Annotated in this window: 26 protein-coding genes and 1 riboswitch; of the genes, 10 read left to right on the top strand and 16 right to left on the bottom strand. The window is 66.6% G+C overall.

Features of this window, described 5'->3' with window-relative positions; genetic code table 11:
- Together ABD017_RS10090 and ABD017_RS10085 are read left to right on the top strand one after the other, a co-directional pair.
- Nucleotides 1–465 (top strand): DUF2782 domain-containing protein, encoded by a 465-nt coding sequence (locus ABD017_RS10090; RefSeq protein ID WP_343882628.1) that lies wholly within the window; start codon nucleotides 1–3, stop codon nucleotides 463–465.
- 51 nt (nucleotides 466–516) lie between these two features.
- The gene (locus tag ABD017_RS10085) at nucleotides 517–948 is read left to right on the top strand and encodes an EamA family transporter (RefSeq protein WP_343882627.1); all 432 of its coding nucleotides are present in this window, start codon (nucleotides 517–519) and stop codon (nucleotides 946–948) included.
- Nucleotides 949–955: 7 nt separating this feature from the next.
- On the opposite strand, the gene ABD017_RS10080 is transcribed toward ABD017_RS10085, so the two are convergent.
- From ABD017_RS10080 to cutA, 11 genes are all read right to left on the bottom strand, one after another.
- Complete coding sequence (locus tag ABD017_RS10080; protein ID WP_343882626.1) at nucleotides 956–1,666, bottom strand: glutathione S-transferase; 711 nt, start codon at nucleotides 1,664–1,666, stop codon at nucleotides 956–958.
- A 156-nt stretch (nucleotides 1,667–1,822) separates the two neighbouring features.
- A complete protein-coding gene (gene purH, locus ABD017_RS10075) occupies nucleotides 1,823–3,433 on the bottom strand; it encodes a bifunctional phosphoribosylaminoimidazolecarboxamide formyltransferase/IMP cyclohydrolase (RefSeq protein ID WP_343882625.1) in 1,611 nt (536 codons plus the stop codon).
- 108 nt (nucleotides 3,434–3,541) lie between these two features.
- Nucleotides 3,542–3,835, bottom strand: coding sequence for a helix-turn-helix domain-containing protein (locus ABD017_RS10070; RefSeq protein ID WP_343882624.1), 294 nt, complete (start codon nucleotides 3,833–3,835; stop codon nucleotides 3,542–3,544).
- Between the two features lie 197 nt (nucleotides 3,836–4,032).
- Nucleotides 4,033–4,821: a zinc-ribbon and DUF3426 domain-containing protein gene (locus ABD017_RS10065; protein WP_343882623.1), complete on the bottom strand. Its 789-nt coding sequence runs from the start codon at nucleotides 4,819–4,821 to the stop codon at nucleotides 4,033–4,035.
- Nucleotides 4,822–5,174: 353 nt separating this feature from the next.
- Entirely contained in the window at nucleotides 5,175–6,071 is an 897-nt protein-coding gene (gene prmA, locus ABD017_RS10060) for a 50S ribosomal protein L11 methyltransferase (RefSeq protein WP_343882622.1), read from the bottom strand.
- Nucleotides 6,072–6,166: 95 nt separating this feature from the next.
- Nucleotides 6,167–7,534, bottom strand: a complete 1,368-nt coding sequence (gene accC / locus ABD017_RS10055; RefSeq protein ID WP_343882621.1) for an acetyl-CoA carboxylase biotin carboxylase subunit — start codon at nucleotides 7,532–7,534, stop codon at nucleotides 6,167–6,169.
- 124 nt (nucleotides 7,535–7,658) lie between these two features.
- Nucleotides 7,659–8,123 carry an acetyl-CoA carboxylase biotin carboxyl carrier protein gene (gene accB, locus ABD017_RS10050; protein WP_343882619.1) on the bottom strand — a complete coding sequence of 155 codons (465 nt, stop codon included), beginning with the start codon at nucleotides 8,121–8,123 and terminating at the stop codon, nucleotides 7,659–7,661.
- Nucleotides 8,124–8,184: 61 nt separating this feature from the next.
- A complete protein-coding gene (gene aroQ / locus ABD017_RS10045) occupies nucleotides 8,185–8,637 on the bottom strand; it encodes a type II 3-dehydroquinate dehydratase (RefSeq protein ID WP_343882618.1) in 453 nt (150 codons plus the stop codon).
- Nucleotides 8,638–8,792: 155 nt separating this feature from the next.
- Entirely contained in the window at nucleotides 8,793–9,326 is a 534-nt protein-coding gene (locus ABD017_RS10040; protein WP_343882617.1) for a TlpA family protein disulfide reductase, read from the bottom strand.
- Nucleotides 9,323–11,503, bottom strand: a complete 2,181-nt coding sequence (locus ABD017_RS10035) for a protein-disulfide reductase DsbD family protein (protein WP_343882616.1) — start codon at nucleotides 11,501–11,503, stop codon at nucleotides 9,323–9,325. The genes ABD017_RS10040 and ABD017_RS10035 overlap by 4 nt, the downstream gene beginning before the upstream one ends.
- A gap of 176 nt (nucleotides 11,504–11,679) precedes the next feature.
- Entirely contained in the window at nucleotides 11,680–12,003 is a 324-nt protein-coding gene (gene cutA, locus ABD017_RS10030; protein WP_343882615.1) for a divalent-cation tolerance protein CutA, read from the bottom strand.
- Nucleotides 12,004–12,306: 303 nt separating this feature from the next.
- Here cutA and ABD017_RS10025 point away from each other — a divergent pair, with 303 nt between their 5' ends.
- Both ABD017_RS10025 and groL read left to right on the top strand, forming a co-directional pair.
- A complete protein-coding gene (locus ABD017_RS10025; protein ID WP_343882614.1) occupies nucleotides 12,307–12,600 on the top strand; it encodes a co-chaperone GroES in 294 nt (97 codons plus the stop codon).
- A gap of 128 nt (nucleotides 12,601–12,728) precedes the next feature.
- Entirely contained in the window at nucleotides 12,729–14,378 is a 1,650-nt protein-coding gene (gene groL, locus ABD017_RS10020) for a chaperonin GroEL (RefSeq protein WP_343882613.1), read from the top strand.
- Nucleotides 14,379–14,550: 172 nt separating this feature from the next.
- Here groL and metE read toward each other — a convergent pair whose 3' ends face one another.
- Entirely contained in the window at nucleotides 14,551–16,842 is a 2,292-nt protein-coding gene (metE, locus tag ABD017_RS10015; protein WP_343882612.1) for a 5-methyltetrahydropteroyltriglutamate--homocysteine S-methyltransferase, read from the bottom strand.
- 135 nt (nucleotides 16,843–16,977) lie between these two features.
- A riboswitch (cobalamin riboswitch) is annotated at nucleotides 16,978–17,126 on the bottom strand.
- Between the two features lie 170 nt (nucleotides 17,127–17,296).
- On the opposite strand from metE, the gene ABD017_RS10010 reads away from it, so the two are divergent.
- From ABD017_RS10010 to ABD017_RS09985, 6 genes are all read left to right on the top strand, one after another.
- On the top strand, nucleotides 17,297–17,839 hold the full coding sequence (locus tag ABD017_RS10010) for a carboxymuconolactone decarboxylase family protein (protein WP_343882611.1): 543 nt from the start codon (nucleotides 17,297–17,299) through the stop codon (nucleotides 17,837–17,839).
- A 22-nt stretch (nucleotides 17,840–17,861) separates the two neighbouring features.
- Nucleotides 17,862–18,977: an acyl-CoA dehydrogenase family protein gene (locus tag ABD017_RS10005; protein ID WP_343882610.1), complete on the top strand. Its 1,116-nt coding sequence runs from the start codon at nucleotides 17,862–17,864 to the stop codon at nucleotides 18,975–18,977.
- Nucleotides 18,977–19,141 carry a rubredoxin gene (locus ABD017_RS10000; protein WP_343882609.1) on the top strand — a complete coding sequence of 55 codons (165 nt, stop codon included), beginning with the start codon at nucleotides 18,977–18,979 and terminating at the stop codon, nucleotides 19,139–19,141. Before ABD017_RS10005 ends, ABD017_RS10000 begins: the two co-directional genes overlap by 1 nt.
- 8 nt (nucleotides 19,142–19,149) lie before the next feature.
- On the top strand, nucleotides 19,150–19,980 hold the full coding sequence (locus ABD017_RS09995) for an ABC transporter ATP-binding protein (RefSeq protein ID WP_343882608.1): 831 nt from the start codon (nucleotides 19,150–19,152) through the stop codon (nucleotides 19,978–19,980).
- A gap of 28 nt (nucleotides 19,981–20,008) precedes the next feature.
- The gene (locus ABD017_RS09990; RefSeq protein WP_343882607.1) at nucleotides 20,009–21,214 is read left to right on the top strand and encodes an ABC transporter substrate-binding protein; all 1,206 of its coding nucleotides are present in this window, start codon (nucleotides 20,009–20,011) and stop codon (nucleotides 21,212–21,214) included.
- Nucleotides 21,215–21,275: 61 nt separating this feature from the next.
- Nucleotides 21,276–22,061 (top strand): ABC transporter permease, encoded by a 786-nt coding sequence (locus tag ABD017_RS09985; RefSeq protein ID WP_343882606.1) that lies wholly within the window; start codon nucleotides 21,276–21,278, stop codon nucleotides 22,059–22,061.
- Nucleotides 22,062–22,065: 4 nt separating this feature from the next.
- Here ABD017_RS09985 and dusB read toward each other — a convergent pair whose 3' ends face one another.
- The 4 genes from dusB to ABD017_RS09965 form a co-directional block, all read right to left on the bottom strand.
- Nucleotides 22,066–23,052, bottom strand: a complete 987-nt coding sequence (gene dusB, locus ABD017_RS09980) for a tRNA dihydrouridine synthase DusB (protein WP_343882605.1) — start codon at nucleotides 23,050–23,052, stop codon at nucleotides 22,066–22,068.
- Between the two features lie 73 nt (nucleotides 23,053–23,125).
- Complete coding sequence (locus ABD017_RS09975) at nucleotides 23,126–24,385, bottom strand: nucleoside permease (protein ID WP_343882604.1); 1,260 nt, start codon at nucleotides 24,383–24,385, stop codon at nucleotides 23,126–23,128.
- A 347-nt stretch (nucleotides 24,386–24,732) separates the two neighbouring features.
- A complete protein-coding gene (locus ABD017_RS09970) occupies nucleotides 24,733–25,068 on the bottom strand; it encodes a hypothetical protein (RefSeq protein WP_343882603.1) in 336 nt (111 codons plus the stop codon).
- 162 nt (nucleotides 25,069–25,230) lie between these two features.
- Nucleotides 25,231–26,397, bottom strand: a complete 1,167-nt coding sequence (locus ABD017_RS09965) for a glucosaminidase domain-containing protein (protein WP_343882602.1) — start codon at nucleotides 26,395–26,397, stop codon at nucleotides 25,231–25,233.
- Nucleotides 26,398–26,403 lie beyond the last annotated feature (6 nt).

The following is a 26,403-nucleotide window of genomic DNA, read 5'->3' as shown; positions in this document are numbered from 1 at the left end:
ATGAAATCCGCTGCCCTGCTGGTCACCGCCAGCCTGTTTGCCTGCAGCGCGCTTGCGCAAACGCCGCCAACCAAGGCGTTGCCACCGCCGGGCATCAACGATCCCGGCGTCCACGCCACCACCCCCACCGCCACGCCCGCGAAAAAGCAGCTCGATCTGAAGCCGCGCGCGTTGCCGTCCAAGAACGCGGTCGCGGCGCCAGACGCCAGCGATGCGCTGCCCGATGTCGCCGTGCGCAAGGAAGGCGACAACACCATCCAGGAATACCGCCGCAACGGCCAGCTCTACATGGTGGTGGTGACGCCGAAAACCGGCATCCCGCACACCTACACCGTCGATCCACAGGGCCGGCTGGTGGACGAGCACGGCCAGAAACCCACCCGCCCGGTGATGTACAAGGTGCTGGAGTGGGGCAAGAGCCCGCCGGCCACGGACGACTCGACGCCTGCCGACACCGGCCGCTGATCGTCCTGGCCGGGCAAGCCCAATAGCGACAAGTGGAAGCGGAGACGCGCCATGCCATTGCGTGAAAGCTGGTTGCTGTTTGCGTTGGGCTCGGCGTTGTTTGCGGCGCTGACCGCGTTGTTCGGCAAGCTCGGCGTGGTTGGTATCAATTCCAACCTCGCCACGTTCATCCGCACCGTGGTGATCCTGCTGGTCACCGCCGGCATTCTCAGCCTGCGTCACGAATGGGCCAAACCTGCCGGGCTGCCGCTTCACAGCTGGCTGTTCCTGGTGCTGTCCGGCATCGCCACCGGCCTGTCGTGGTTGTGCTACTACCGCGCGCTACAGCTCGGCCCGGTGAGCAAGGTGGCACCGATCGACAAGCTCAGCGTGGCCCTGGCGATCGTGTTGGGGCTGGTGTTCCTGGGCGAGCGGCCGAGCTGGCCCTTGCTGATCGGTGGCGTGCTGATCGTGGCCGGTGCGATGGTGATCGCGCTGTTCTGAGCGTCGGTCAGGTCGGCCCGTCCAGTTCCGGGTAGTGGCGAAAGATGCCGTTCTGGTTGAACGTCAGGCGACGCGGCGAAGCCAGGTAGGCCGCGATGCGTGGCCGCTCCGCCACGTGCCGGGTCAGCGCGTCGAGCAGCGGCAGCTCGCTTTTCAGCCGCTGCATCGCGCGGGGAAAGGCGTAGTCCAGCCCGCTCATCAACTGGAACAGCGACAAGTCGACGTACGAGTGCTGGCGCAGCGCATGACGGCCACCGTTGCGTTCCAGTACGCGCTCGAAATAGCCCAGGAATTTCGGCAGGCGGTTTTCGCGCAGGTCCTTGCTGCGGCGTCGCGCTTCGCTGCGCTGGTCTTCGTAGTAGAGGCTGCTGGCTACCGGATGGTGGCTGTCGTGGATCTCGGCCACGATGTCGGTGATGGTCAGCTGCAACTGGTGCGCATACAGCCGGCCCGATTCGCTTTCCGGCGCCAGCTCCAGCGGTGGTCCCAGGTATTGCAGGATCTCCGCCACCTGGGCGATCACCAGCCGGCCCGCTTTCAGGAAGGGTGGCGCGAATGGCAGTGCGCCGGCATGCCTGCCTTCAAGAAATGGCGTGATGGCGTCGTCGCCCTCGCGGCGCGCCACATCGTCGTAGTCGGCACCGGCATCCTCCAGCGCCAGCCGGATGAATTCGCCGCGGCCCTGGATGCCGGTCCAGTAGTACAGCGCGTATTGCATGGCAGCCTCCCGTTCGGACAGCCCATGCTGGACCGCGCCCCTTCCATGGAACGTGTAGGAGCGCACCCTGTGCGCGATGGCTTTTCGTAATTCGGGATTCGTGATTCGAAGATCAGAGCAAAAGCATCGCGCACAGGGTGCGCTCCTACAGGTGCGTCAGTGGCGGAAATGGCGCATGCCGGTGAATACCATCGCGATGTCGTGCTCGTCGGCGGCGGCGATCACCTCGCTGTCGCGCATCGAGCCACCGGGCTGGATCACCGCGCTGATGCCGGCGACGGCGGCCGCGTCGATGCCGTCGCGGAACGGGAAGAATGCGTCGGACGCCATCACCGATCCACGCACTTCCAGCTTCTCATCGGCGGCCTTGATGCCGGCGATCCTTGCGCTGTAGACGCGGCTCATCTGGCCGGCGCCGATGCCGATGGTCTGGCGATGCTTCGCGTAGACGATGGCGTTGGACTTGACGAACTTGGCCACTTTCCAGGCGAAGATCAGGTCGTCGATCTGCGCCGGCGTGGGTGCGCGCTTCGTCACTACCTTGAGATCATCCGCGCCGATCATGCCGGTGTCGGCGGTCTGGATCAGCAGGCCCGAGCCCACGCGCTTGACGTTCATGCCCGGATGCGGCGCGCGCAGGTCGCCGTCTGCCGGCGGCGGGATTTCCAGCACGCGCACATTGCCCTTCTTCGCGAACGCTTTCAGCGCATCGTCGGCATAGCCCGGCGCCAGCACCACCTCGACGAACTGGCGCTCCACGATCGCCTGCGCGGTGGCGCCGTCCAGTTCGCGGTTGAAGGCGATGATGCCGCCGAACGCGGAGGTGGGGTCGGTCTGGTAGGCCAGGTCGTAGGCCTTGCCGATGCCATCCAGGCTCACCGCCACGCCGCAGGGGTTGGCGTGCTTGACGATCACGCAGGCCGGCTTGACGAAGCTGCGCACGCATTCCCACGCCGCATCGGCGTCGGCGATGTTGTTGAACGAAAGCTCCTTGCCCTGCAGCTGGCGGAACGTGGCCAACGTGCCGGGTACCGGTGCGAGGTCGCGGTAGAACGCGGCCTGCTGGTGCGGGTTCTCGCCGTAGCGCAGATCCATGACCTTTTCGTGGCGGCCGTTGGCCTGCGCCGGGAAGGTGGCATGGCCGACGACGGCGGCATGGGCGTCGTCCAGCTCCAGTCCCGAGAGGTAATCGCTGATCGCGCCGCCGTAATTGGCCACGCGGTTGAACGCGGCGACGGCCAGCCTGAAGCGGGTGGCGCGGCGCAGGCCGCCTTCGGCTTCGATCTCGGCCAGCGCGTCGGCGTACTGGTCGGGCGAGGTGAGCACGCCCACGTCGTTCCAGTTCTTGGCCGCCGAACGCAGCATCGCCGGGCCGCCGATGTCGATGTTCTCGATGGCGTCCTCCAGCGTGCAGCCGGGCTTGGCCACGGTGGCTTCGAACGGGTAGAGATTCAGGACCAGCAGGTCGATCGGCGCGATGCCCAGCTCGGCCATCACCGCGTCATCGGTGCCGCGCCGGCCCAGCAGTCCGCCGTGCACTTTCGGGTGCAGCGTCTTGACCCGGCCGTCCATGATTTCGGGGAAGCCGGTGACGTCACTGACGTCGGTGACCGCGATGCCCGCCTCGCGCAGCGCCTTCGCACTGCCGCCGGTGGAGAGCAGTTCCACGCCACGCGCGCTCAATCGCCGACCCAGGTCGATCAGGCCATCCTTGTCGGAAACACTGAGCAGGGCGCGGCGGACGGGGACGAGATCGGGTGTGGGCATGGCGTTTTCCAGCGGGGAAAACGTCACAGTATAGCCGTCCGAACGCCGGCCTGGTTCCTCACGCCGGCCTGGTTCCTCGGCGCGGCAATGCGGCGCCAGCCGGCGCGGCTACAGCAGGCCGTAGATGGCCAGCTTCTTGCGCAAGGTGGCGCGGTTGATGCCCAGTGCGGCGGCGGCGCGGCTCTGGTTGCCTTCGTGGAACGTCATCACCTCGCGCAACAGCGGCTCCTCCACCTCGCGCAGCACCATCGCGTGCAGGCCTTCGCTGCATTCGGCATCGCCAATGTCGGCCAGATAACGGCGCACCGTGCGGCTGACGCACTCGCTCAACGCGCTTTGCGAAGCGCTCTGCGACGGGGGCTGTTTTGCGGCCTCGACAGCAGGCAGTCTGACGGCGTTCACGAGCGTTTCCTCTGGCATGCGAAGCGCGGCTGCATAGGCCGCTGGTTATATTTCTTTCGACTCCGCCGATGGCGGCACGCATGCATGGTGACGAGTCGCATGCGGGAAGGGACCGAGTCTACCCGCGCGCGCCGGGAATTTTAAGTGCTGATGCAGCAGATCGCGTTCAAGCATCGGCGTGCGGAGGGGCGCGCCGCCTATTCGAAGTCGAAGGCGAAGGCCACGGCGCGCGTGCCCGGGTCTTCCACCTCGAACAACAAGGCGGTGCGGCTGCCCGGTGCCAGCCCGCGCTGCAGCGCCTGGGCGTCATCGAGGTACTCGGCCGGTTGCAGCCGCCGCATCGCCACGCGCTTGCCCTGCGCGTCGGACAACGTCAGCACCACCACCGGGTAGGGCTGGCTGAAAGCGGCGTCGTTGCGCACGCCGAGGCTGATCACCAGCGCGCCCGGTACGCTGGGATGGGTTTGCACGTTGCTGGCCAGCAACCGCAATTCTCCCGGCGCCGACACCAGCGGCAGGCGGCAGTGCAGGGCGCCGCAGATCTGCTGCAGCCAGCGTCCGCTTTGCGGATCGCGGATCAGCACATCGCGCTTGGCCCAGGCGAGCTGGCTGGCCAGCAGCAAGCTCAGAAACGTGCAGGCGAAAACCCAGGGCCAGAACCGTTCGGTCGACGGGCGCCGATCGCGCGCAAAGCGCGGCGCGAAGGTCAGCGGCGGCTCGGCGGCCGCGTCGGCGGCGGCATCCACCACCACCGCCGCGGGTTCCGCCGGCGGGCGATACACCGCCAGGTCCAGCAATGGCGGGCGCACCAGCGCGGGATGCTGCGGCAGCTCGCGGAACGGTTCCGGCGGCAGCTGATCGGTGAGGCTGGCCAGCGCGTCGAACGTGTCGCCGCAGTGCCCGCACGCCACCTGTGCGCCGGCGAGCGCCAGTGTCTCCACATCCAGCGAGAACACGGTGAGGCATGCGGGACACTGCGTATACATGGGCGCCTTCGGTCGATAGACCGCAAGCTTAGGGCAACGCAGACCAAGTATCACCGCCGTCATGATGGCGGGAAGGCTCGCAGGTGGTGGCGCGTGGCGCCGGCAAGACTGGCCGTCTTGCCAAGTCGCGCGGCATCGCCTGCGGGCCTTCCAGCCATCACCTCATCATTTCCGATCCAACCTGTTGAGGCCCGCTCTCTCTGCCCGCATGCCTTCGGTCCGCCGCCTCGACAGACGGCCAGTCTGCCTTCGTTGACGGCCCTGTGGCCTGCGAGCAGAGAGGGTGGGTGACGGTGGTGATACCTGGTCAGCGTTGCCCTGACGCAGGGGCCGGCGGGTCCGGTTTGGCGTGCTCAGCGACGCTGGCCGCTGATGCGCACCCAGCCCTCGCGCACATCCACGCGCAGGTCGTGGAACCACTCGCCGTAGCGCTGCAGCAACTCGTCCTGCTGGCCATCGAGGATGCCGGAGATGGCGAACGGCGCGCCAGGTTTCGCGGCGGCGGCGAACGTGGGTGCCAGTTCGCCCAGCGGGCCGGCCAGGATGTTGGCCACGAACACGTCGGCCGGCGCCGCCTCGGTTTCCTGCGGCAGGAACAGCGCGACCCGGTCGGCCACGCCGTTGCGCTCGGCATTGTCGCGCGACGCGACCAGCGCCTGCGGATCGTTGTCCACGCCGACCGCACTGGCGGCACCCAGCTTCAGCGCGGCAATCGCCAGGATGCCCGAACCGCAGCCGTAGTCGGTGACGGTCTTGCCGGCCAGCTGCAGCCCGTCCAGCCACTCCAGGCATAGCGCCGTGGTGGGGTGGGTGCCGCTGCCGAAGGCGAGGCCGGGATCGAGCCGCACCACCACCAGATCGTCATCGGCCGGGGGGTCGATGTTCCAGGGATAGATCCACAGCCGGCGCCCGAACGGCATCGGCTTGAACTGGTCCATCCAGACGCGCTCCCAATCCTGGTCGGGCACGTCGGTGAAGCTCAGCTGATCCGGTTCGAGCCACGGCAGCAGTTCGCCAAGAGCGGCGGCAAGGCCGCGCCGATCGGCATGTTCGTCGAACAGGGCGTTCAGCGTGATCGTGGGCCACAGCGGCAACTCGCCCACGCCCGGCTCGAAGATCGCCTGCTCGTCGGGCGTCTCCGCATCGGCGTCACGCAAGGTGATCGACAGCGCGCCCAGGTCGTCCAGCGCCGCTTCCGCGCCGGGCTGCTGTTGGGTGCGCACGATGAGGGAGAGTTCGAGGAATGGCATGGGAGTTTTCGATGGCAGGTAGGAGCGCACCCTGTGCGCGATGCTCTTCGTTACGGACGAAAGGCATCGCGCACAGGGTGCGCTCCTACAGGGGATCAGGCGCCGGTGGCGGCTTTTTCTTTCTGCTCGGCCATGCGCTTTTCAAGGTAATGGATGTTCTGGCCGCCGTGCTGGAACCCCACGTCGCTCATGATCCGCTGCTGCAGCGGAATGTTGCACTTGACGCCCTCGATCACCGTCTCGGCCAACGCGAGGCGCATGCGGGCGATCGCGGTTTCGCGGTCGGGCCCGTGCACGATCAGCTTGCCGATCATCGAGTCGTAGTTGGGCGGAATGCGGTAGCCGTCGTACAGGTGCGTGTCCACGCGCACGCCGGGGCCGCCGGGGGCCTCGAAGCGCTTCACCGTGCCCGGGCTGGGCATGAAGGTGTCCGGGTCCTCGGCGTTGATGCGGCATTCGATGGCGTGGCCGCGGATCACGATGTCTTCCTGCCTGATCGACAGCTTCTCGCCGCCGGCGATCAGCAATTGCTCGCGCACCAGATCGACGCCGGTGATCCATTCCGTTACCGGATGCTCGACCTGGATGCGGGTGTTCATCTCGATGAAGTAGAAGCGGCCATCCTCGAACAGGAACTCGAACGTGCCGGCGCCGCGGTAGCCGATGCGGATGCAGGCATCGGTGCAGACCTTGCCGATCTGGGCGCGCAGTTCCGGCGAGATGCCTGGCGCGGGCGCTTCCTCCACCACCTTCTGGTGGCGGCGCTGCATCGAGCAGTCGCGCTCGCCCAGGTGGATGGCATTGCCCTGGCCGTCGGCCAGCACCTGGATTTCCACGTGGCGCGGGTTCTCCAGGTATTTCTCCATGTAGACCTGGTCGTTGCCGAAGGCGGCCTTGGCCTCCTGCTTGGTCATCACGATGGAATTGGCCAGGTGCGCCTCGGTGCGCACCACGCGCATGCCGCGCCCGCCGCCGCCGCCGGAGGCCTTGATGATCACCGGGTAGCCGATCTCGCGGGCAATGCGCAGGCTTTCCTCGACGTTGTCGTCCAGCGGGCCGCCGGAGCCCGGCACGCAAGGCACGCCGGCCGCTTTCATGGCGCGGATCGCCTCGACCTTGTCGCCCATCAGGCGGATCACGTCGGCCGTGGGCCCGATGAAGATGAAGCCGGACTGCTCCACCTGCTCGGCAAAATCCGCCCGTTCGGACAGGAAGCCGTAGCCCGGATGGATCGCCTGGGCGTCGGTGATCTCCGCCGCCGCGATGATCCGCGGAATGTTGAGGTAGCTGTCCACCGACGGCCCTGGGCCAATGCAGATGGCCTCGTCGGCCAGGCCGACGTGCTTCAGGTTACGGTCCACGGTGGAGTGCACCGCGACCGTCTTGATGCCGAGGCTGTGGCAGGCGCGCAACACGCGCAGCGCGATTTCGCCGCGATTGGCGATGACGACTTTTTCTAGCATGGGACAGGCTCCAGGGGAGCCGGGAACGGGGAACGGGGAACGGGGAACGGAAAGAGCAAAAGCGCGATGTCGCGGCTCCTGGCGTTCCCCGTTCCCCGTTCCCCGTTCCCCGTTCCCGGACTAATCACGCAATCACAAACATCGGTTCGTCGAACTCAACCGGCTGGCCATTCTCGATCAGGATTGCCTTGACCGTGCCGGAGACCTCGGCCTCGATCTGGTTGAACATCTTCATTGCCTCGATCACGCCCAGCGTGTCGCCGGCCTTGACCTGCTGACCCACCTTGACGAACGGGGGCGTGCCCGGTGAGGCCGATGCGTAGAACGTGCCGACCATCGGTGCCTTAACCACCGTACCGGCGGGCAGGCTGTCGGCGACAGGTGCGTCGGCGACCGGCGCGGCCGATGCCACGGGAGCCGCCGCGGCGACAGCTACCGGCGCCACCGGCGCGGCCACGGCGGCGACCGGCGCGGCGCCCTTGGGGACGCGCGAGAGGCGTACCACTTCCTCGCCTTCCTTGATCTCCAGCTCGGCGAGGTTGGATTCCTCCAGCAAGTCGATCAGCTTCTTGATTTTGCGCAAATCCATCGGATCAGCCCTTGAGTTTCAGTGAATGCCACCGCGGTGGCTGGAAAAGTGGACGGCCGGGTCAGGCGGTCGCGGCGGGTTGCAGACGGTGGATCGCCGCCTCCAGCGCCAACCGGTAGCTGTCGCCGCCGAAGCCGCAGATCACGCCGACCGCCAGGTCCGACAAGTACGAGTGATGACGGAACGGCTCACGCGCATGCACGTTCGACAGGTGCACCTCGATGAACGGCACCGCCACTGCGGCCAGGGCGTCGCGCAGGGCGATGCTGGTGTGGGTGAACGCCGCGGGGTTGAACAGGATCAGCGCCGTGCCATCGTCGCGCGCCTGCTGGATGCGACCGACCAGCTCATGCTCGGCGTTGGACTGGAACCAGGCCAGCTCGTGGCCGGCTGCCTGCGCCTGCGCCGCCAGCTGGTTGTTGATGTCCACCAGGGTCAGGTGGCCGTAGATATGCGGCTCGCGCGAGCCCAGCAGGTTGAGATTGGGCCCATGGAGAACCAGGATCTTTGCCACACGCCACCTGACTGCTTGCGTCCGGACGACCCGGAATGCCGCGCAGTGTGCGCGCCGACACCAAAGTTGTCCAGTTCGCCGCAGATCGGCGATGTTTGAAGAAGAAGTCTCGGTCCCGGCGACGTCGACGATACGCAATCGTACGTTTGGCCGCCTCAATCCACCCGCGGCGCCAGCCATTGCCGCAGCCTGGCATCGTCCAGCGGCCCGGCATGCTGGGCCATCACGCGGCCATCGGCACCGATCAGCACGCTGTAGGGCAGCACATCGCTGCTGTCGCCGAAGCGGTAGGCGGAGCTGGGGTGTGACAGCTGCCCCAGCACGATCGGGTAACTCACCGGATGGGCGGCCAGATAGGCGCGCACGGCGGCGCTCTGGTCCATCGCGACGCCGATCACGGTCACGCCGCTGGCGCCGTGACGCTGCTGGGCGCGATCCAGCGCCGGCATTTCCTCGCGGCAGGGCAGGCACCAACTAGCCCAGAAATTCAGCACGACCGGATGGCCGCGATAGCTGGCCAGATCGTGCATCTTGCCGCCGATATCCCGCAGCTCGAGCGCGGGCGCCGGTTGCCCGACTAGGGGCACGGAGGGCGGTGGCGCCTCGGCCTGGCGCTGCCAGTAGCCGCCCACGCCGGCGGCCAGCACGGCCAGCCCCAGGATGATCCAGTTGCTGCGGCTGAAGATCATCGCGCCGCCTCCGTCAGTGCCTGCTCCACCATCGAGGGGGTCAGCACGGTGGACAGCTGGCGGCCCGGCCCGCCATTGCCCGGAAACACCACGTAAAGCGGCACGCCAGGGGAGTTGTACTGTTGCAGGAAGGCGCTGATCACGGGGTTGACGTCGGTCCAGTCACCTTTCATGTAGACCGCGCCGGTGCGCTGCAGCAGCGCGCGGAAGGCGGCGGTATCGAGCACGTTGTGCTCGTTCGCCTTGCAGGTGACGCACCAGTCGGCGGTCATGTCGACGAAAACCGGTGTGCCGGCGGCACGCAGCGCGGCCAGCTTTTCGGGGCTGTACGCCACCACGCCTTCCTCGGTCGCTGCATTGGCCGCTGCTGGCGGCACGTGAGCCAGCAGGTAGAGCGGCGCCAGCGTGGCCAGCGCCAGCGGCAGCACCCAGGCGCGGCCGGCCAGGCTGCGTGAGCGGCTACGCTCGAACCACCACAAGGTCATCGCCAGCAACACCATCGCCACCAGCACCAGACCCACCGCGTCTGCGCCGCGCTGGTTGGCCAGCACCCACACCAGCCACGCGGCGGTGAGGTACATCGGAAACGCCAGCACCTGCTTCAGGGTTTCCATCCAGCGGCCCGGTCGCGGCAGCAGGCGGCCCAGCGCCGGCACGAAGCCGATGGCCAGGAAGGGCAGCGCCAGACCCACGCCCAGGGCCAGGAACACTCCCAGCGCGGCGAGCATCGGTGCGGCGAAGGCATACGCCAGTGCACCGCCCATGAACGGCGCTGTGCAGGGGCTGGCCACCACCACGGCCAGCACGCCGGTGAAGAAATCGCCAGCCGGCCCCGAGCGCGATGCCAAGGCGGCGCCGGTGTTGCCCAGCGAGGCGCCAAACTGCACCACGCCGGACAGCGACAACCCCACCGCCAGCATCACGCAGGCCAGCACGCCCACCAGCAGCGGCTGCTGCAATTGCGATCCCCAGCCCAGCGCATGACCGGCGGCGCGCAGCGCCAGGATGCCCATGCCCAGCGCGGCGAAACTGCACAGCACGCCCGCGGTGTAGAACAAGGCATGGCGCCGCGCCGCGCCGCGGCTCTCGCCGCTTTCCAGCACGCCGACCGCCTTGATCGACAGCACCGGCAACACGCAGGGCATCAGGTTCAGCACCAGCCCGCCCGCCAGCGCCAGCGCCAGCGCGGCGAACAGTCCGGTGCGAACCGGGGCGGTCGGCGCGGCGTCGGCGGGCGGTGTTGCGCCGGCTGTGGCGCCGCCCAGGTCGACCGTGACCGTGCGGGTCATGGGCGGATAGCAAAGCCCGCCGTCCTGGCATCCCTGGAACGTGGCCTGCACGGTCAGGCGCTTGCGGCCGGCCAGCTCGCCCTCCACCGCCACCGGCACATCGACCTGGTCGAAATAGACCACGACGTTGCCGAACTGCGGATCGGCGTGCGTGACGCCGTCCGGCCATTCGGGCGGGCGCAACTGCAGGCCGTCGGCTTCGATCAATTTCAGCTCGGTGCGGTCGCGATAAAGGTAGTAGCCCTTGGGCATCGACCAGCGCAGCAGCAGATGGCCCCGGCTCGGCGCGGCGGCTTCGAAGCGGAACGCCTGATCCTCCGGCAACGGCGCGGCGGCCATGCCCGTCGGCGCGCTGGCGCCGCGGCTGCCGAGGCCATCCAGGGCGGCGCCCAGGCTTTGGGCGGCTGGCAAGGGCGCGCCGGATGCGGTCGGCAGCGGCAGATCCAGGTGCTCGGTGTGCGGCGGGTAGCAGATCTTCGGATCGACCTCGTGGCAACCCTGGTACTGCACGTCCAGCGTCAGCCGGGTGGTGCCGGCGGCCACGGTGTAGGGCAGCGTGGCATCGACGCCGTGGTGATAGGTCTCCACGTCGCCGAGGTATTCGTCGTGGTGCTTTTCGCCATCGGGCAACTGCGCGGCGCCCAGCGTCACGCCGGGGCCGGCGCTGAACTTCATGCGGCCGCGATAAAGGTAGTAGTCCGGTGCGATGGTCCAGTGCAGCTTCAGCACGCCCGGGGTGGAGGCGTCGGCGCTGAGCCGGTAGGCCTCGGTCACCGGCAGCAGGTTGTCCTCCTGCGCCGGGGCGGGCAGGGCGGCGAACAGCAGCGCCAGCAGCATCATCAACTGGACCGGCAGGCGGTGGAGAGGGGGGAAACGCGGCGCTTGCATCACGACTCCGGCGAGGGGTGCGGGGATGGCATGGGCGGGCTATGGATGACGGTGCGTCCGCGGCGGTTCCGCACGGTGCCGATACTCGCGCTCCTGCACATGCTCTCTTGCCCCATTATGGAGCAGTAACGGCCACCCACCGCGTCGTGCGGCGTTATGTGCGGGGCCGTGCGCCCTCATGCCGTGATTTGTGCACGGACCCAGTCGAGATAGGCGTCATGGGCTTGCGTCACGGGTACGCCGACCAGTTCCGGCAGCTCGTACGGGTGCAGCGCCAACAACCGCGCCTTCATCGCCTCGAAGCGGGCGGCGGTGGTCTTGATCAGCAGGAGCTGCTCGCTGTCGGTGGTGACGGCGCCCTGCCAGCGATAGGTGGAGCGGACGCCGGGCAGACGGCTGACGCAAGCGGCCAGCCGCTCGCCGACCAGGGCATCGGCGAGCGCTTGCGCGCTGGCGTCGTCGGGACAACTGCAATAGCAGAGCAGGACCGTATCGGACATCGGGCCAGCGTAGCGTGTGGCCGGTAGGAGCGCACCTTGTGCGCGAACGGCGGGCATCGCCCGCCCGCAAAAAGGCGGGTGGCCGAAAAGCATCGCGCACAGGGTGCGCTCCTACCGCAGATTCGCGCCGGAAGCCCTTGAAAGCGGTCGCCCTCCACCCAATTAGCTGTCGGGTCGCCCGATCAAACCGCTTGCAGCGGCGTTCTGGACCGCTAAAATTGGCACTCATGTACCACGAGTGCTAACAACGGCACGATCGGGGTCTTCGAAGCTTTGTTCCACCTCAACCGTTTGGAGCCATCCATGAGCACACTGCGTCCGTTGCACGACCGCGTCATCGTCAAGCGTCTGGAAGAGGAGCGCGTCTCCGCCGGCGGCATCGTCATCCCCGACAGCGCCACCGAAAAGCCCACCCGCGGCAAGGTCGTGGCCGCCGGCACCGGCTTGATCCTGAGCGACGGCAAGGTGCGCCCGATGTCGCTGAAGGCCGGCGACACCGTGCTGTTCGGCAAGTACGCCGGCCAGGAAATCAAGATCGACGGCGAGGATCTGGTGTTCCTGAAGGAAGACGACATCGTGGCGGTGCTCGAAGGCTGATGGGCCGGGGCTTCGACAGGCTGAGCGCGAAGCAGAAAGCGCGCTTGCCAGTCGCCTTCGGCTCCTTCCGGTAGTACCTCGCAAGATTCTCTCCATTTTTATTTCAAAATTTTTCAAGGAAAAATTTTATGGCAGCCAAAGAAGTACGTTTCGGCGAAGACGCCCGCGCCCGCATGCTGAAAGGCGTCAACACCCTGGCCAATGCGGTCAAGGTGACGCTGGGCCCGAAGGGCCGCAACGTCGTGCTCGAGAAGAGTTTCGGCGCCCCCACGATCACCAAGGACGGCGTGTCCGTTGCCAAGGAAATCGAGCTGGGCGACAAGTACGAGAACCTGGGCGCGCAGATCGTCAAGGAAGCCGCGTCCAAGACCTCCGACGTGGCCGGTGACGGCACCACCACCGCCACCGTGCTGGCGCAGGCGTTCATCCAGGAAGGCCTGAAGGCCGTGGCCGCGGGCATCAACCCGATGGACCTCAAGCGCGGTATCGACAAGGCCGTCTCGGCCGCCGTGGGCGAGCTGAAGAAGCTCTCCAACCCCACCGCCGACGACAAGGCGATTGCCCAGGTCGGCACCATCTCGGCCAACTCCGACAGCGCCATTGGCGACATCATCGCCACCGCGATGAAGAAGGTCGGCAAGGAAGGCGTGATCACGGTCGAGGAAGGCTCGGGCCTGGACAACGAGCTGGACGTGGTCGAGGGCATGCAGTTCGACCGCGGCTACCTGTCGCCGTATTTCATCAACAACCAGACCTCGCAGCAGGTCGAGCTGGATGACCCGTACATCCTGATCCACGACAAGAAGGTTTCCAACGTGCGCGAGCTGCTGCCCGTGCTGGAAGCCGTCGCCAAGGCGGGCAAGCCGCTGCTGATCGTGGCCGAGGAAGTGGAAGGCGAGGCGCTGGCCACGCTGGTGGTCAACACCATCCGCGGCATCGTCAAGGTTGCCGCCGTCAAGGCGCCGGGCTTCGGCGACCGTCGCAAGGCCATCCTGGAAGACATCGCCATCCTCACCAACGGCCAGGTCGTTTCCGAGGAAGTGGGCCTGTCGCTGGAGAAGACCACGATCAACGATCTGGGCCGCGCCAAGCGCGTGGTGATCACAAAGGAAAACACCACCATCATCGACGGCGCCGGCGAAGCGGAGCGCATCCAGTCGCGGATCGGCCAGATCAAGGCGCAGATCGAGGAGACCTCCTCCGACTACGACCGCGAGAAGCTGCAGGAGCGCGTGGCCAAGCTGGCCGGCGGTGTTGCCGTGATCAAGGTCGGTGCCGGCACCGAGATCGAAATGAAGGAAAAGAAGGCCCGCGTCGAAGACGCGCTGCACGCCACGCGTGCCGCGGTCGAAGAAGGCGTGGTGCCCGGCGGTGGCGTGGCGCTGATCCGCGCGCTGAAGGCCGTGGAAGGCCTGAAGGGCGACAACGAAGACCAGAACCTGGGCATCGCCATCACCCGTCGTGCGCTGGAAGCGCCGCTGCGCGCGATCGTCGCCAACGCCGGCGAAGAGTCGTCGGTGGTGCTGAACAAGGTCAAGGAAGGCCAGGGCAACTTCGGCTACAACGCGGCCACCGGCGAGTTCGGCGACATGATCGAATTCGGCATCCTGGACCCGACCAAGGTGACCCGTTCGGCGCTGCAGCACGCCTCGTCGGTTGCCGGCCTGGCGATCACCACCGAGGCGATCGTGGCCGAATTGCCGAAGAAGGAAGAGCACAACCACGGCGCCGGCGGCATGGGCGGCGGCATGGGTGGCATGGGCGGCATGGACTTCTAAGTTCCGCTTTGTCACGCAGCCCGACGAAAAACCCCGCTCCGGCGGGGTTTTTCTTTGCCCCGCGGAAGCCGCGGGATACGTCGCAGCCATTTTTGTAGGAGCGACTTCAGTCGCGACGCTTTTCATCAAACCCGGCAAGAGCATCGCGGCTGAAGCCGCTCCTACAGGCGCGCTACGCCTTCTCGCTCAACTCACTGCGCAATTGCTTTGCGCAACCCACCATGCCCCGCAGCGCCGCTTCCACCTCCGGCCAGCCGCGGGTTTTCAGGCCGCAGTCGGGGTTGACCCAGAGCTGGTCCACGCTGAGCACGTCCAGCGCCTTGCGCAGCAGGTCCAGCATTTCCGCCGGATCGGGTACGCGTGGCGAATGGATGTCGTAGACGCCGGGGCCGATGCCGTTGGGGTAGCGGAAGCGGACGAAGGCGTCGAGCAGCTCCATCCGCGAGCGGCTGGTCTCGATCGAGATCACGTCCGCATCCATGGCCGCCACCGCCTCGATGATGTCGTTGAACTCGGAGTAGCACATGTGGGTGTGGATCTGCGTGGTATCGCGCACGCCGCCGGCGGTGATGCGGAAACACTCCACCGCCCAGGCCAGGTAATGCGCCCAGTCGGCATGGCGCAACGGCAGGCCTTCGCGCAGGGCCGGTTCGTCGATCTGGATGACCTTGATGCCGGCCCCTTCCAGGTCGTGTACCTCGTCGCGCAGCGCCAGCGCGATCTGCCGGCAGACCGTCTCGCGCGGCAGGTCGTCGCGCACGAACGACCACTGCAGCATCGTCACCGGGCCGGTCAGCATGCCTTTCATCGGTTTGTCGGTCAGCGACTGCGCATAGCTGGACCAGGCCACCGTCATCGGCGCCGGCCGCACGATATCGCCCCAGATCACCGGTGGCTTCACGCAGCGCGAACCATAGCTCTGCACCCAGCCCAGTCTGGTGAACAGGTAGCCGTCCAATTGCTCGCCGAAATACTCGACCATGTCGTTGCGTTCGGGCTCGCCGTGCACCAGCACGTCCAGCCCGATCGCTTCCTGGAAGCGCACCACGCGGGCGATCTCCGACTTCAGCCCGTCGTCGTAGGCAAGGTCGCTGAGCTTGCCGGCGCGATGGGCGGCGCGGGCCTTGCGCAGGTCGTCGGTCTGCGGGAACGAGCCGATCGTGGTGGTGGGAAGCGGCGGCAGGTTCAGCGCCTCGGCTTGCGCGGCACGGCGGGTGGCATAGGAGGAACGGCGCAGGGCGATCTGCGGGCTGAGGTTACGCAGCCGGGCACGCACGCCGGCATCCACCACGCCTTCCGATTGCGCCTGGCCATCCCATAGCGTCTGCTGCGCAGCCAATGCCGCCGCAGCTTCGGATTGTCCGGCCAGGGCGTCGGCATAGATGCGCAATTCCTCGATCTTCTGCCGCGCGAAGGCCATGGAGGCACGCCGTGCGGGATCGAGCGCGGTTTCCGCCTGCAGATCGATCGGCACGTGCTGCAGCGAACACGACGGCGCCAGCCACAACCGCGCATCGCCGAGCCGCGACTGCGCCTTGCGCAGCAGCGGCAGCACCTTGTCCGGCTGGCTGCGCCAGATATTGCGGCCGTCAATGACCCCGGCGCTGAGCACCTGGGTCGGCGAAAGCGCATCCAGCACGGCATCCAGCTGGCCGGGCGCGCGCACCAGGTCGACGTGCAGCCCGTCAACGGGAAGCGATGCGGCCAACGACAGATTGTCGCCGAGCGGCCCGAAGTAGCTGGCCAGCAGAATGCGCGGTCCGTTGGCGGCCGACAGCACGGCGTAGGCGCGGCGGCAGGCGGCGCGGGCGGCGTCATCCAGGTCCAGCACCAGGCACGGTTCGTCCAGTTGTACCCAGTCGGCATCCGCTTCCGCCAGCTTGCCGAGCAATTCGGCATACGCCGGCAGCAACGCGTCGAGCAGCGCCAGCCGGTCGCTTCCATCGACCGTCTTGGACAGCAGCAGGAACGAAACCGGGCCCAGCAGGACCGGACGCGCCCGGTACCCAAGCGCCCGCGCTTGCAGTAATTCGGCCAGCGGCTTGTCGCCGGCCAGGCGGAATGACTGGCCGGCCTGAAGTTCCGGCACCAGATAGTGGTAGTTCGTGTCGAACCACTTGGTCATTTCCAGCGCGTGGAGGTCATGGCCGTCGCGCTTGTGGCCGCGGGCCATGGCGAAATAGCCGTCCAGATGGCCAAGCTCGAATACCGGCCGGTAGCGCTCCGGGATCGCGTCGAACAGCACCGCCGTGTCCAGCACGTGGTCGTAGAGGCTGAAGTCGTTGCAGGGGACGACGTCGGCGCCGGCCGCGCAAGCCAGCTGCCAGTGGCGCTGGCGCAGCTCCCGGGCCGTGTCCTGCAGGGCGTCGGCGCTGATCTCGCCGCGCCAGTGGGCTTCCAGCGCGCGCTTGAGTTCGCGTTTCAAGCCGATACGCGGAAAGCCGGAGTAGGTGACCTGTGACATGTAGAAGATTCCTCTTGCGGACAGTGAGCAAAGAGGAACGAAGGAGAGGGGCATTTGCGGCCCCGCGACCTTCGCCCCCGCGGGCGATCGGTCCGTTTGCGACGTGTCGCGCGCGGACCAAGTCGTGCGGAAACGCGAACGTTTCCGGCTGGGGCAGGTAGTCGGGCTCGCGGACACGTGGTCCGCCTACCGTTGCGGGGCAGCTCCGGCTTCCGGACCGGATTCCCTGCTTTATATCTTTACATTCGGATAAAAAGATATATAAGCCAGCGGGGAGCAATCTAGGGGTCGCGGAGGCCGGCGTCAATGACCCAGATCAGTTGCACGAAGTCGGACGGCGCCGGCGCGATCATGCCTATTGGTTATAAGCACATGGAATCCGATCCTTTGTGCATCGGCCATCCGCGGGATAAGGTGGACGGACGTCTAGCCGTCTATAAGCAAAGGTACGTCCATGAGTCGCATTGCCATCCAGACCATCGAGAGCGCCCCGGAAGAAGCCGCGCCGCGCCTCGCCGCCGCCAAGAAAAACAGCGGCTTCGTGCCCAATCTGCTGGGTGTGCTGGCCAATGCGCCCACCGCGATCGAGACCTACCAGACCGTCAGCGCCATCAATGCGCGCACCAGCCTGTCCGATACCGAGCGCGAGGTGATCCAGATCACCGCCGCCGCGCGCAACGGCTGCGGCTTCTGCGTGGCCGGCCACACCGCCATCGCGCGCAAGAAACTGCAGATGCCCGAGCCGCTCCTGGAGGCGCTGCGCGCCAAGCAGGCGTTGGACGATCCGAAGCTCAACGCGCTGGCCCTGTTCACCCTGGCGGTGATCGAGGAGCGCGGCCAGGTGTCCGACGACGAGCTGCAGGCGTTCCTGGCCGCCGGCTACAGCCAGGCGCAGGCGCTGGAAGTGGTGCTGGGCGTGAGCCTGGCCACGCTGTGCAACTACGCCAACAACCTGGCGAAGACGCCGATCAACCCCGAATTGCAACCGTACGCCTGAGTCGAACCGCGGAGGGAACGGCATGAGCCCGTCCGACAACCACAACCCGTCGCTGCAGGCGATCGCCACGCTGGTCGACAGCTCGCTGTCGCGGCTGGCCGAAACCATCGACCGCGAAGGCTTCTATCCGGTCGATTTCATGCGCGAGCTGGGCCAGCTGGGCGGTTTCGGCGCGACCGGCGCGGATGCGTTCGCGCTCGATCTTCCGCGCCAGATCGCCATCACCACGCGGGTCGGCAGTGTCTGCGGTTCCACCGCGTTCCTGGTCTGGTGCCAGTCCACCTGCGCCTGGTACCTGCAACACGCGCCCGAGGCCGCGGTGCGGCAGCGTTACCTGGACAAGGTGGCCAGCGGCTCGCTGCTGGCCGGCACCGGCATGTCCAATGCGGTGAAGCATCTGGCCGGTATCGAGAAGATCCGTCTCGACGCGCGCCGCGATGGCAGCGGTTATGTGATCAATGGCGTGCTGCCTTGGGTATCCAACGCCGGGGCCGACAACCTGGTGATCGTGGCCGCCGCGGTCGAAGGCGGCGGCTACCTGATGTTTGCCGTGGAAGGCCGCGCGCCGGGCCTGGAACTGCATCCGTGCCCCGATTTCTCCGGCATGGAAGGCACCAGCACGCTCAACCTGCGCTTCAGGAACGTGGCGGTGGGTGCCGACAACGTGCTGGCGCATCCGGACCAGTTCGACGCCTTCATGGCGCGGATCAAGGCCGGCTTCGTGCTGGGCCAGGCCGGCATGGGTTTCGGCGTGGTCGAAGGCTGCCTGAAAACGCTGCGCGAGAGCAATGTCACCCATGCGCACGTCAATGCGCTGCTGGACGACCAGGAGGCCGACCTGCAGGCCGAACTGCTGGCGCTGCAGGCGGAAGCCGAGGCGCTGGCGCGCCAGGCGCAGGCCGGTGCGGTAGCCATCCTGCCGGTGCTGAAGCTGCGCGCGGCCGCGTCGGAGCTGGCATTGCGCGCGGCCAATTCGGCCGTGCTGCATGCCGGCGCGCGTGGCTACCTGATGCGCCATCCGGCCCAGCGCCAGCTGCGCGAGGCGGTGTTCGTGGCCATCGTGACGCCCGCGTTGAAGCACCTGCGCAAGGAAATCCGCGATCTCGAAGAGCGGCAGCAGCACGCCGAGGCCGCGTAATGGCCAAGTGGATGTGCGGGCCGTGCGGCTTCGTCTACGACGAGGCAGAGGGCATGCCCGAGGACGGTATCGCACCGGGAACCCCGTTCGAATCGATACCCGAGGACTGGAGCTGCCCGGATTGCGGCGTGAGCAAGGACGACTTTTTCCTGGTGCCCGACTGAGTGCAAGCATGAGCAAGCCCACCCCAATGCTGCATCCCGCCGTGCTGGAAGCCAGCCACATCGCGCTGAGCTACGGCCACGCCGGGCGCGCGACCAACGTGGTGCTGCGCGATTTCTCGCTGCAATTGAAGGCGGGCGAGGTGGTGGCCGTGCTCGGCCCCAGCGGCGTGGGCAAATCCTCGCTGTTGCGCGTGCTGGCCGGGTTGCAGGCGCCGGACAAGGGCGGTGTGCGCGTTCACGGCGAAGCGCTGCGTGGGCCGCATCCGCGGGTGGGCCTGGTGTTCCAGGACCCATGCCTGCTGCCATGGTTGACGCTGGAGGAAAACGTGGGCTTTGGCCTCGACTTCCGCCATCAGCCGGTGCTGGATGCAAAGACACGTCGCGAACGCGTGCGCGACGCGATTGCCGAAGTCGATCTGCAGCATGCGCTGGGCCACTATCCCAACGAACTGTCCGGCGGCATGGCGCAGCGCGTGGCGTTGGCGCGCAGCCTGGCGCGCCAGCCCGAGATCCTGTTGCTGGACGAGCCGTTCAGCGCGCTGGATGAAATCACCCGCGGCGACATGCAGACCCTGTTGCAGCAGATCACCGCGCGCCACCGGACGGCGGCGGTGCTGGTCACCCATGACATCGACGAGGCGCTGGTGCTGGCCGACCGCATCGTGCTGCTGGGCGGCCAGCCGGGCGGCCTGATCGGCGAGTGGCGCATCGAGCAGCCGCATCCGCGCGATGCCGTCGCGGCCGAATCCACCCGCATCCGCGTGGAGATCGTGCAGGCGCTGCGCGACGCGCGCCGTGCCGGTTCCTCGCAAGACGAGCCCCGGCGCGCCGTCGCCTGAGCGCCAATCCATTACCGATCGAGCCAACATGAGCACAGACCACGACTCCGACAGCCTTGCCTCCCGCCGCCGCTTCCTGAAGCTTTCGGCGATGTTTACCGCGGCCGGCGCGCTGCCGCTGCTGCAGGGTTTCGAGCGCGCCGTGGCGGCGGAGCCCGACGCACCGGTGCGCATCGGCTACCTGCCCATCACCGACGCCACGCCACTCCTGGTGGCGCATCAGCGCGGCCTGTTCCAGAAGCAGGGGCTGTCGGTCGAAAAGCCGCGCATGTTCCGCAGCTGGGCGCAGATCGTGGAGGCGTTCCTCAGCGGCCAGGTCAACGTGGTGCACATGCTGTCGCCGATGACGATCTGGGCGCGCTACGGCAGCAAGGCGCCGGCGAAAGTGGTGGCCTGGAACCATGTCTGCGGCTCCGCGCTGGCGATGACGGTGAAGAAGGATGTCCATCAACTGGACGACCTGGCCGGCACCACGGTGGCGATCCCGTTCTGGTACTCGGTGCACAACGTGGTGCTGCAGCATCTGCTGAAAGCCCGCAGCATCGAGTCGATCGGCAGCGGTACGCCAGGGCCAAAACAGGTCAAGCTGGTGGTGATGGCACCGTCGGACATGTTGCCGGCGCTGGCCGGCGGGCAGATCTCCGCCTACATCGTGGCCGAGCCGTTCGTGGCGCTGGCCGAGATCCTGAAGGTGGGCAAGGTGCTGCGGTTCACCGGCGACGTGTGGAAGGACCACGCCTGCTGCGTGGTGCAGATGCACGAGCGCGATCTGAACGAGCGCCCCGAGTGGTCGCAGAAAGTGGTCAACGGCATCGTGCAGGCACAGGCATGGGCGCGCGATCACCGCGACGATACCTCGCACCTGCTGGCCAAGGATGGCAGCGGCCACTATACGCCGCACAGCTACGAGGCCCTGGCCAAGGTGCTGGCGCCGCCACCGTCCGATGACGCGGCCTACGTCGCGTCGGGCGCCATCCGGCATCCGGAGTGGAAGCAGCACCGCATCGATTTCCAGCCCTACCCGTACCCCAGCTACACCGAAACCCTGGTGTCGATGCTCAAGACCACCTACGTCGAGGGCAAGAACGATTTCCTGGCCGGGCTGGACCCCGCCTTCGTGGCGCGCGACCTGGTCGACGACCGCTTCGTCAGGAAGGCGATCGCCGGATTGGGCGGCATGACGACGTTTGGTCGGCCCGAAGGCTTCACCCGCAAAGAACTGATCACCACCTGAACCCGTAACGCATGCCGCCGCTCGCCGCAGGGCGCGGCGGGCGCATGCAGGCTGCTAGTCCATGAACGCAACAAGCATTCCTCTCCACCGCTCCAGCACCCGTATCGGGCTGAGCCTGTTCGGCCTGTTCGTGCTGTTGCTGCTGTGGTCGCTAGGCATCCACCTGCTGGGCAAGAGCATGCCGCTGGCCGGCGCGCTGAGCCCTGGCGACACGTTCCGCAGCCTGTACGACCTGCTGGCGCAGAACGAACTGACCCGGCACACGCTGACCAGCCTGAAGCGCGTGATGGTGAGCCTGCTGGCGGCGCTGGCGCTGGGCGTGCCGATCGGCGTGGCGGTGGGCAGTTCGCGCGCGCTGGACAGCGGCACCAGTGGCGCGTTCCAGTTTCTGCGCATGATCTCGCCGCTGTCGTGGATGCCGATCGCGGTGATGATCTTCGGCATCGGCGATGCGCCGATCTATTTCCTGCTGACCATCACGGCGGTCTGGCCGATCATCCTCAACACCTCGGCCGGCGTGCGCCAGCTCAATCCGCGCTGGTTGCTGCTGGCGCGCAGCCTCAGCGCCACCCGCGGCGAGATCCTGTGGCGCATCGTGGTGCCCGGCATCCTGGGCCATGTACTCACCGGCGTGCGGGTCGCCATCGGCATGATCTGGATTCTGTTGATTCCGTGCGAAATGCTGGGGGTCAGTTCCGGCCTGGGCTATTTCATTCTCGACACGCGCGACCGGCTGGCCTACTCGGAGCTGATGGCCGCGATCGTGCTGATCGGCGCGCTGGGCTTTTTGCTGGACGCGCTGGCGCAGCGGCTGCACCGCCACTGGGTGCCTGCGGGTACCGACTGAAGCCTCAGGCCGCCAGCGCGCTGGGGTCGCCAAGCGCGGCGAAATAATCGCGCGTCAGCCGCCGTTGCTCGGCGGCCGTTTCGGCCCGGTTGGCCACCTGGCGGAAGGCGGCGTTCTCGGGTCGGTCCTTCGCGTACCAACCCAGATGCTTGCGCGCAATGCGCACACCCTGCTGCTCGCCGTAGAACGCATAGAGCTGGTCGAGATGGCCGAGCAGGATCGTGGCGACCTCGGCCGGTGTCGGTTCGGGCAGCAGCTCGCCGGTGGCCAGGTAATGGGCGATCTCGCGGAAGATCCACGGCCGCCCCTGCGCTCCGCGGCCCACCATCACCGCATCGGCGCCGGTGACATCCAGCACGTGTTTCGCCTGCTGTGGCGAGCAGACATCGCCATTGGCCAGTACGGGAATGCGCACGGCCGCCTTCACCGCGGCGATGGTGTCGTATTCCGCCTCGCCTTCGTATTTGTCGGCGCGGGTGCGCCCGTGCACGGCCAGCGCGGCGATGCCGGCGTCCTCGGCGATGCGGGCGATGTTGAGCGCGTTGCGGTTGTCGCGGTTCCAGCCGGTGCGGATCTTCAAGGTCACCGGCACCTCGACCGCGTCCACCACGGCTTTCACGATGCGCGCCACCAGCGGCTCGTCCTGCAGCAGCGCGGAGCCGGACCACACGTTGCACACTTTCTTGGCCGGACAGCCCATGTTGATGTCGATCAGCTGCGCGCCGTTGGCCACGTTGAAGCGCGCCGCTTCGGCCAGCATCGCCGGGTCGTAGCCGGCGATCTGCACGCTGACCGGTTCGGGCTCGCCTTCGTGATCCATCCGCTGCAGCGACTTGCGCGTATGCCACAGGCGCGGATCGGCGGTGGTCATCTCCGACACGGCAAGCCCCGCGCCCAGCCGCTTGCACAGCAGCCGGAACGGCTTGTCGGTGACGCCGGCCATGGGGGCCAGCACCACCGGCGGGTCGATCAGGTAGGGGCCAATGCGCATCGGCCTATTGTAGTGGCGGGAGTTGGGATTCGGGATTTCGCCAGAGCACCCGTGCCTTGGTTCTTGCGAATCCCTAATGCCGAATCCCGTGCTCCAACGCCTCGGGCTCGTGGCGGTGGCGGAACAGGATGGCAAAAAGTACGGCCACCATCAGCGCGTATGCCGCAAAGGTCAGCCAGATGCCGTGCCAGTCCTTGGCGCCGTCCGCGGCGGTGAACCACAGGTCGATGATCCAGCCGCTGATCGCGCTGCCCAGGATCGCGCCGATGCCGTTGGTCATCAGCATGAACAGGCCCTGCGCGCTGGCGCGGATCGACGGGTCGCTCTGCCCCTCGACAAACAGCGAGCCGGAGATGTTGAAGAAGTCGAACGCCATGCCGTACACGATGCACGACATCACGATCATCCACAGCCCATCGCCCGGGTTGCCGTAGGCGAACAGGCCAAAACGCAGCACCCAGGCCACCATGCTGATCAGCATCACCGTCTTGATGCCGAAGCGCTTCAGGAAAAAAGGAATCGCCAGGATGAACAGCGTTTCGGACACCTGCGAGATCGACATGATGATCGCCGGATAGCGCACCGCGATCATGCCCTGGTACGCCTCGACCTTGGCAAAGTCGTGCAGGAAAGTGTCGCCGTAGGCATTGGTCAGCTGCAGCGCCGCGCCCAGCAGCATCGCGAAGACAAAGAACACCGCCATCTTGCGGTTGCGCAGCAGGCTGAACGCAGTGAGGCCCAGCACATCCACCCACGACCGGCGCGCGGTGCGGCGCAGGCGCGGCGGGCAGGGCGGCAGGGTGAACGCGTAAAGCCCAAGCAGCAGCGCCGCCGCGGCCGCCACGCGGAACTGGCCGCCGGAGGTTTCCAGGTGCAGCAGGCTCACCGTCCACATCGCCACGATGAAACCGATCGTGCCCCACACGCGGATCGGCGGAAACACGCGCACCACATCGGCGCCGTTCTCCTTCAGCGCGTTGTAGGCCACCGCGATCGCCAGCGAAAGCGTCGGCATGTAGCACATCATGTTGAGCAACATCACCCAGAACAGCGTGTTCGGGTCGTCGATCGTCGGCACCATGAACAACACCACCGCGCCGCCGATGTGCAGCAGGCCGTACAGCTTCTCGGCGTTGAGCCACTTGTCCGCAACCACGCCCATCAGCGAGGGCATGAACAACGCGGCGATGCCCATGGTCGAAAAGATCGCGCCGAACTGCGCGCCCGACCAGTGGCGGTACTGGAACCAGTAGGCGCCGATCGTGATCAGCCACGCCCCCCACACGAAAAACTGCAGGAAGTTCATGGCCACGAGGCGCAGCTTGATGCTCATCGGATATCCGGCGCACGGCCATAAAATTCTGGAGGGTAGAGAAGCGGTCCGAAACCGGCAAGGCGCGCTGCAACGCCCACCAGCTGCCGGGAGTTGGCAATCTAGCGCGCTGAAGCTCGACAGCCTCAAGTTCCGCAAATCCTGCCGCAGGATTCCAGGTCATTGGCCGGTGCAATTGGAGGCGCGCCGCTGAATGGTGAAGCATGCAAATGCCGCATCGGCGCGACGCGGTCACGCGATGGCCATTCGGCAGGCGCAACGTCTACCGGCTCGAACCACGGGCATCACCAAAGGCGGTTGCGGCCGTCCCGGTTGTAAAACTGATGGCCAGGAGGACAGCTCTTACGTCAGGGAACGCTTCCCCACTCGGCAATGATGGCGTTGAGGATGCCTGCGTTGCTTGACACCTGGGCGCCGGGGCAGGTCATCAGGTAGGTCTGGCGCGCGGCGAGGCTTGCTGGTGCATCGAAGCCTTCTTCGTCGTAAACGGCGAGGCCGGCAGGTGCAGCGGTGTGCCAGAAAGCAATGGGCGCGGTGCAAGCCGGACCGCCGCTCGCGCCGGCGCCGGAGATGCCGGCCATGCAAAGGTAAACGCTACACGGATCAAAAGCCTGGGCATGGGTCGGGTTGGCGTTGGCGACCATACCAAAGGCAAGGATGGGGCAGAGGGTACGTAGTTTCATGGTGGCTCCATGTGAGGTTCGTCACTGCGTGAAGCGCGGGTGGTGGCGCTGGCGGCGATGCGGGGATCTGTGGATCGGTACATCCATGAACGGTTCGCACAACTGGCCGCTGATGACGCGATAGCCGTGCATGGCGAGCGAGTCGGAACCAGAACGCGCTTATCACACGACCATGGTTTGAGTCGGTGCCGGCGGTTGAATGATGGGAGCCAGCGACACGGCTGACGACGATCGGGGGGAAGCTGCAAGCTCAGAGCTTCTCGCCACTGGTGTTTGCAAAGCCGCTACCGTATCCACGGAACCGATCTTCGTCTGCTCCATAAACGACGTTGGATGCTGAGCGATGTAGACACGGCTACCGTCGTCGCCAAGAACAACCTGGTCGATGCGTGTCAGACCCTGGAGCCTGGCTTCGACGACCATTGCGGCGGCAAGATTGAGGCGCTGCTGCTCGGTCGGTTGACCGCGTGCATCAAGGGCGCGTACGCCGGCCAGCGCCTGTGCGAACAACGCATGGTCGGGGTGGCGCATATCAGTGAGGGAGGAAGGCGAGGCGCTCTGTTGCAGAGCGGAGTGCATGGCCTCCCGGGTCAGTGGCCCGACTTTGCCGTCTACGGTCAGATGGTGGTCGTGCTGAAAGCGTTCTACAGCGTGGCGGGTACGGATACCGAACTCGCCGTCTGCTTTGAGCGGGTGGCCGCGATCGCCGCTGTAGCCGAGCTTGGAGAGTTCGGCTTGAAGGGTGGCGACGGCGAAGCCTTGAGCACCTTCGGTAAGGCACGCTTGTTGATACTGATATACAGCGTGCTGTGGACGGATGCCTGGAGCATGGTTCCTGGTTGCTGTCAGCGCTCGTGCTTCCTTGATGGCGTGCTGCATTGTCGGGCTATTGAACACGCGCACCAATCCTGCGGCGTAATGCGGGTCGGTGGCATAGCCCGCTCGCTGCAAAGCGGCGGCTTCTTTTTCAAAATTACCTTTGGTGCCCTCATCAAACAGGCCCGCCTTGGCATAGCGCGGGTTATCGCGTAGGAACTCAACCCGATCCAGCAAGGCTTCTTCGTATGAGCCATACATGCGGAAGGACTGATCTCTCCAGACCTTCTGGCCGTTTTCGATCTCCCAAACGTTGAACGCCTGGCTTGGGCCACGCCAACCCGGGTCGGCTTTGATGTTGAAGATGTTGTGGGCTCCCGGAAGCTGGTGTCGTCCCCAGCCGGTTTCCTGCGCGGCTTGGGCCAGAATGGTCTGCCATGCCATGCCGGTATCCTCGGAGACTTCGATGGCCGCCGAATATAACTCGGCAATGAAACGTTCCTTCTCGTTCATGGTGTG

The organism is Rhodanobacter caeni (genome assembly GCF_039523575.1).
Classification (GTDB): domain Bacteria; phylum Pseudomonadota; class Gammaproteobacteria; order Xanthomonadales; family Rhodanobacteraceae; genus Rhodanobacter; species Rhodanobacter caeni.
Note: the sequence above shows the minus strand (reverse complement) of the source record. Positions and strands in the feature narration are given on the sequence as shown.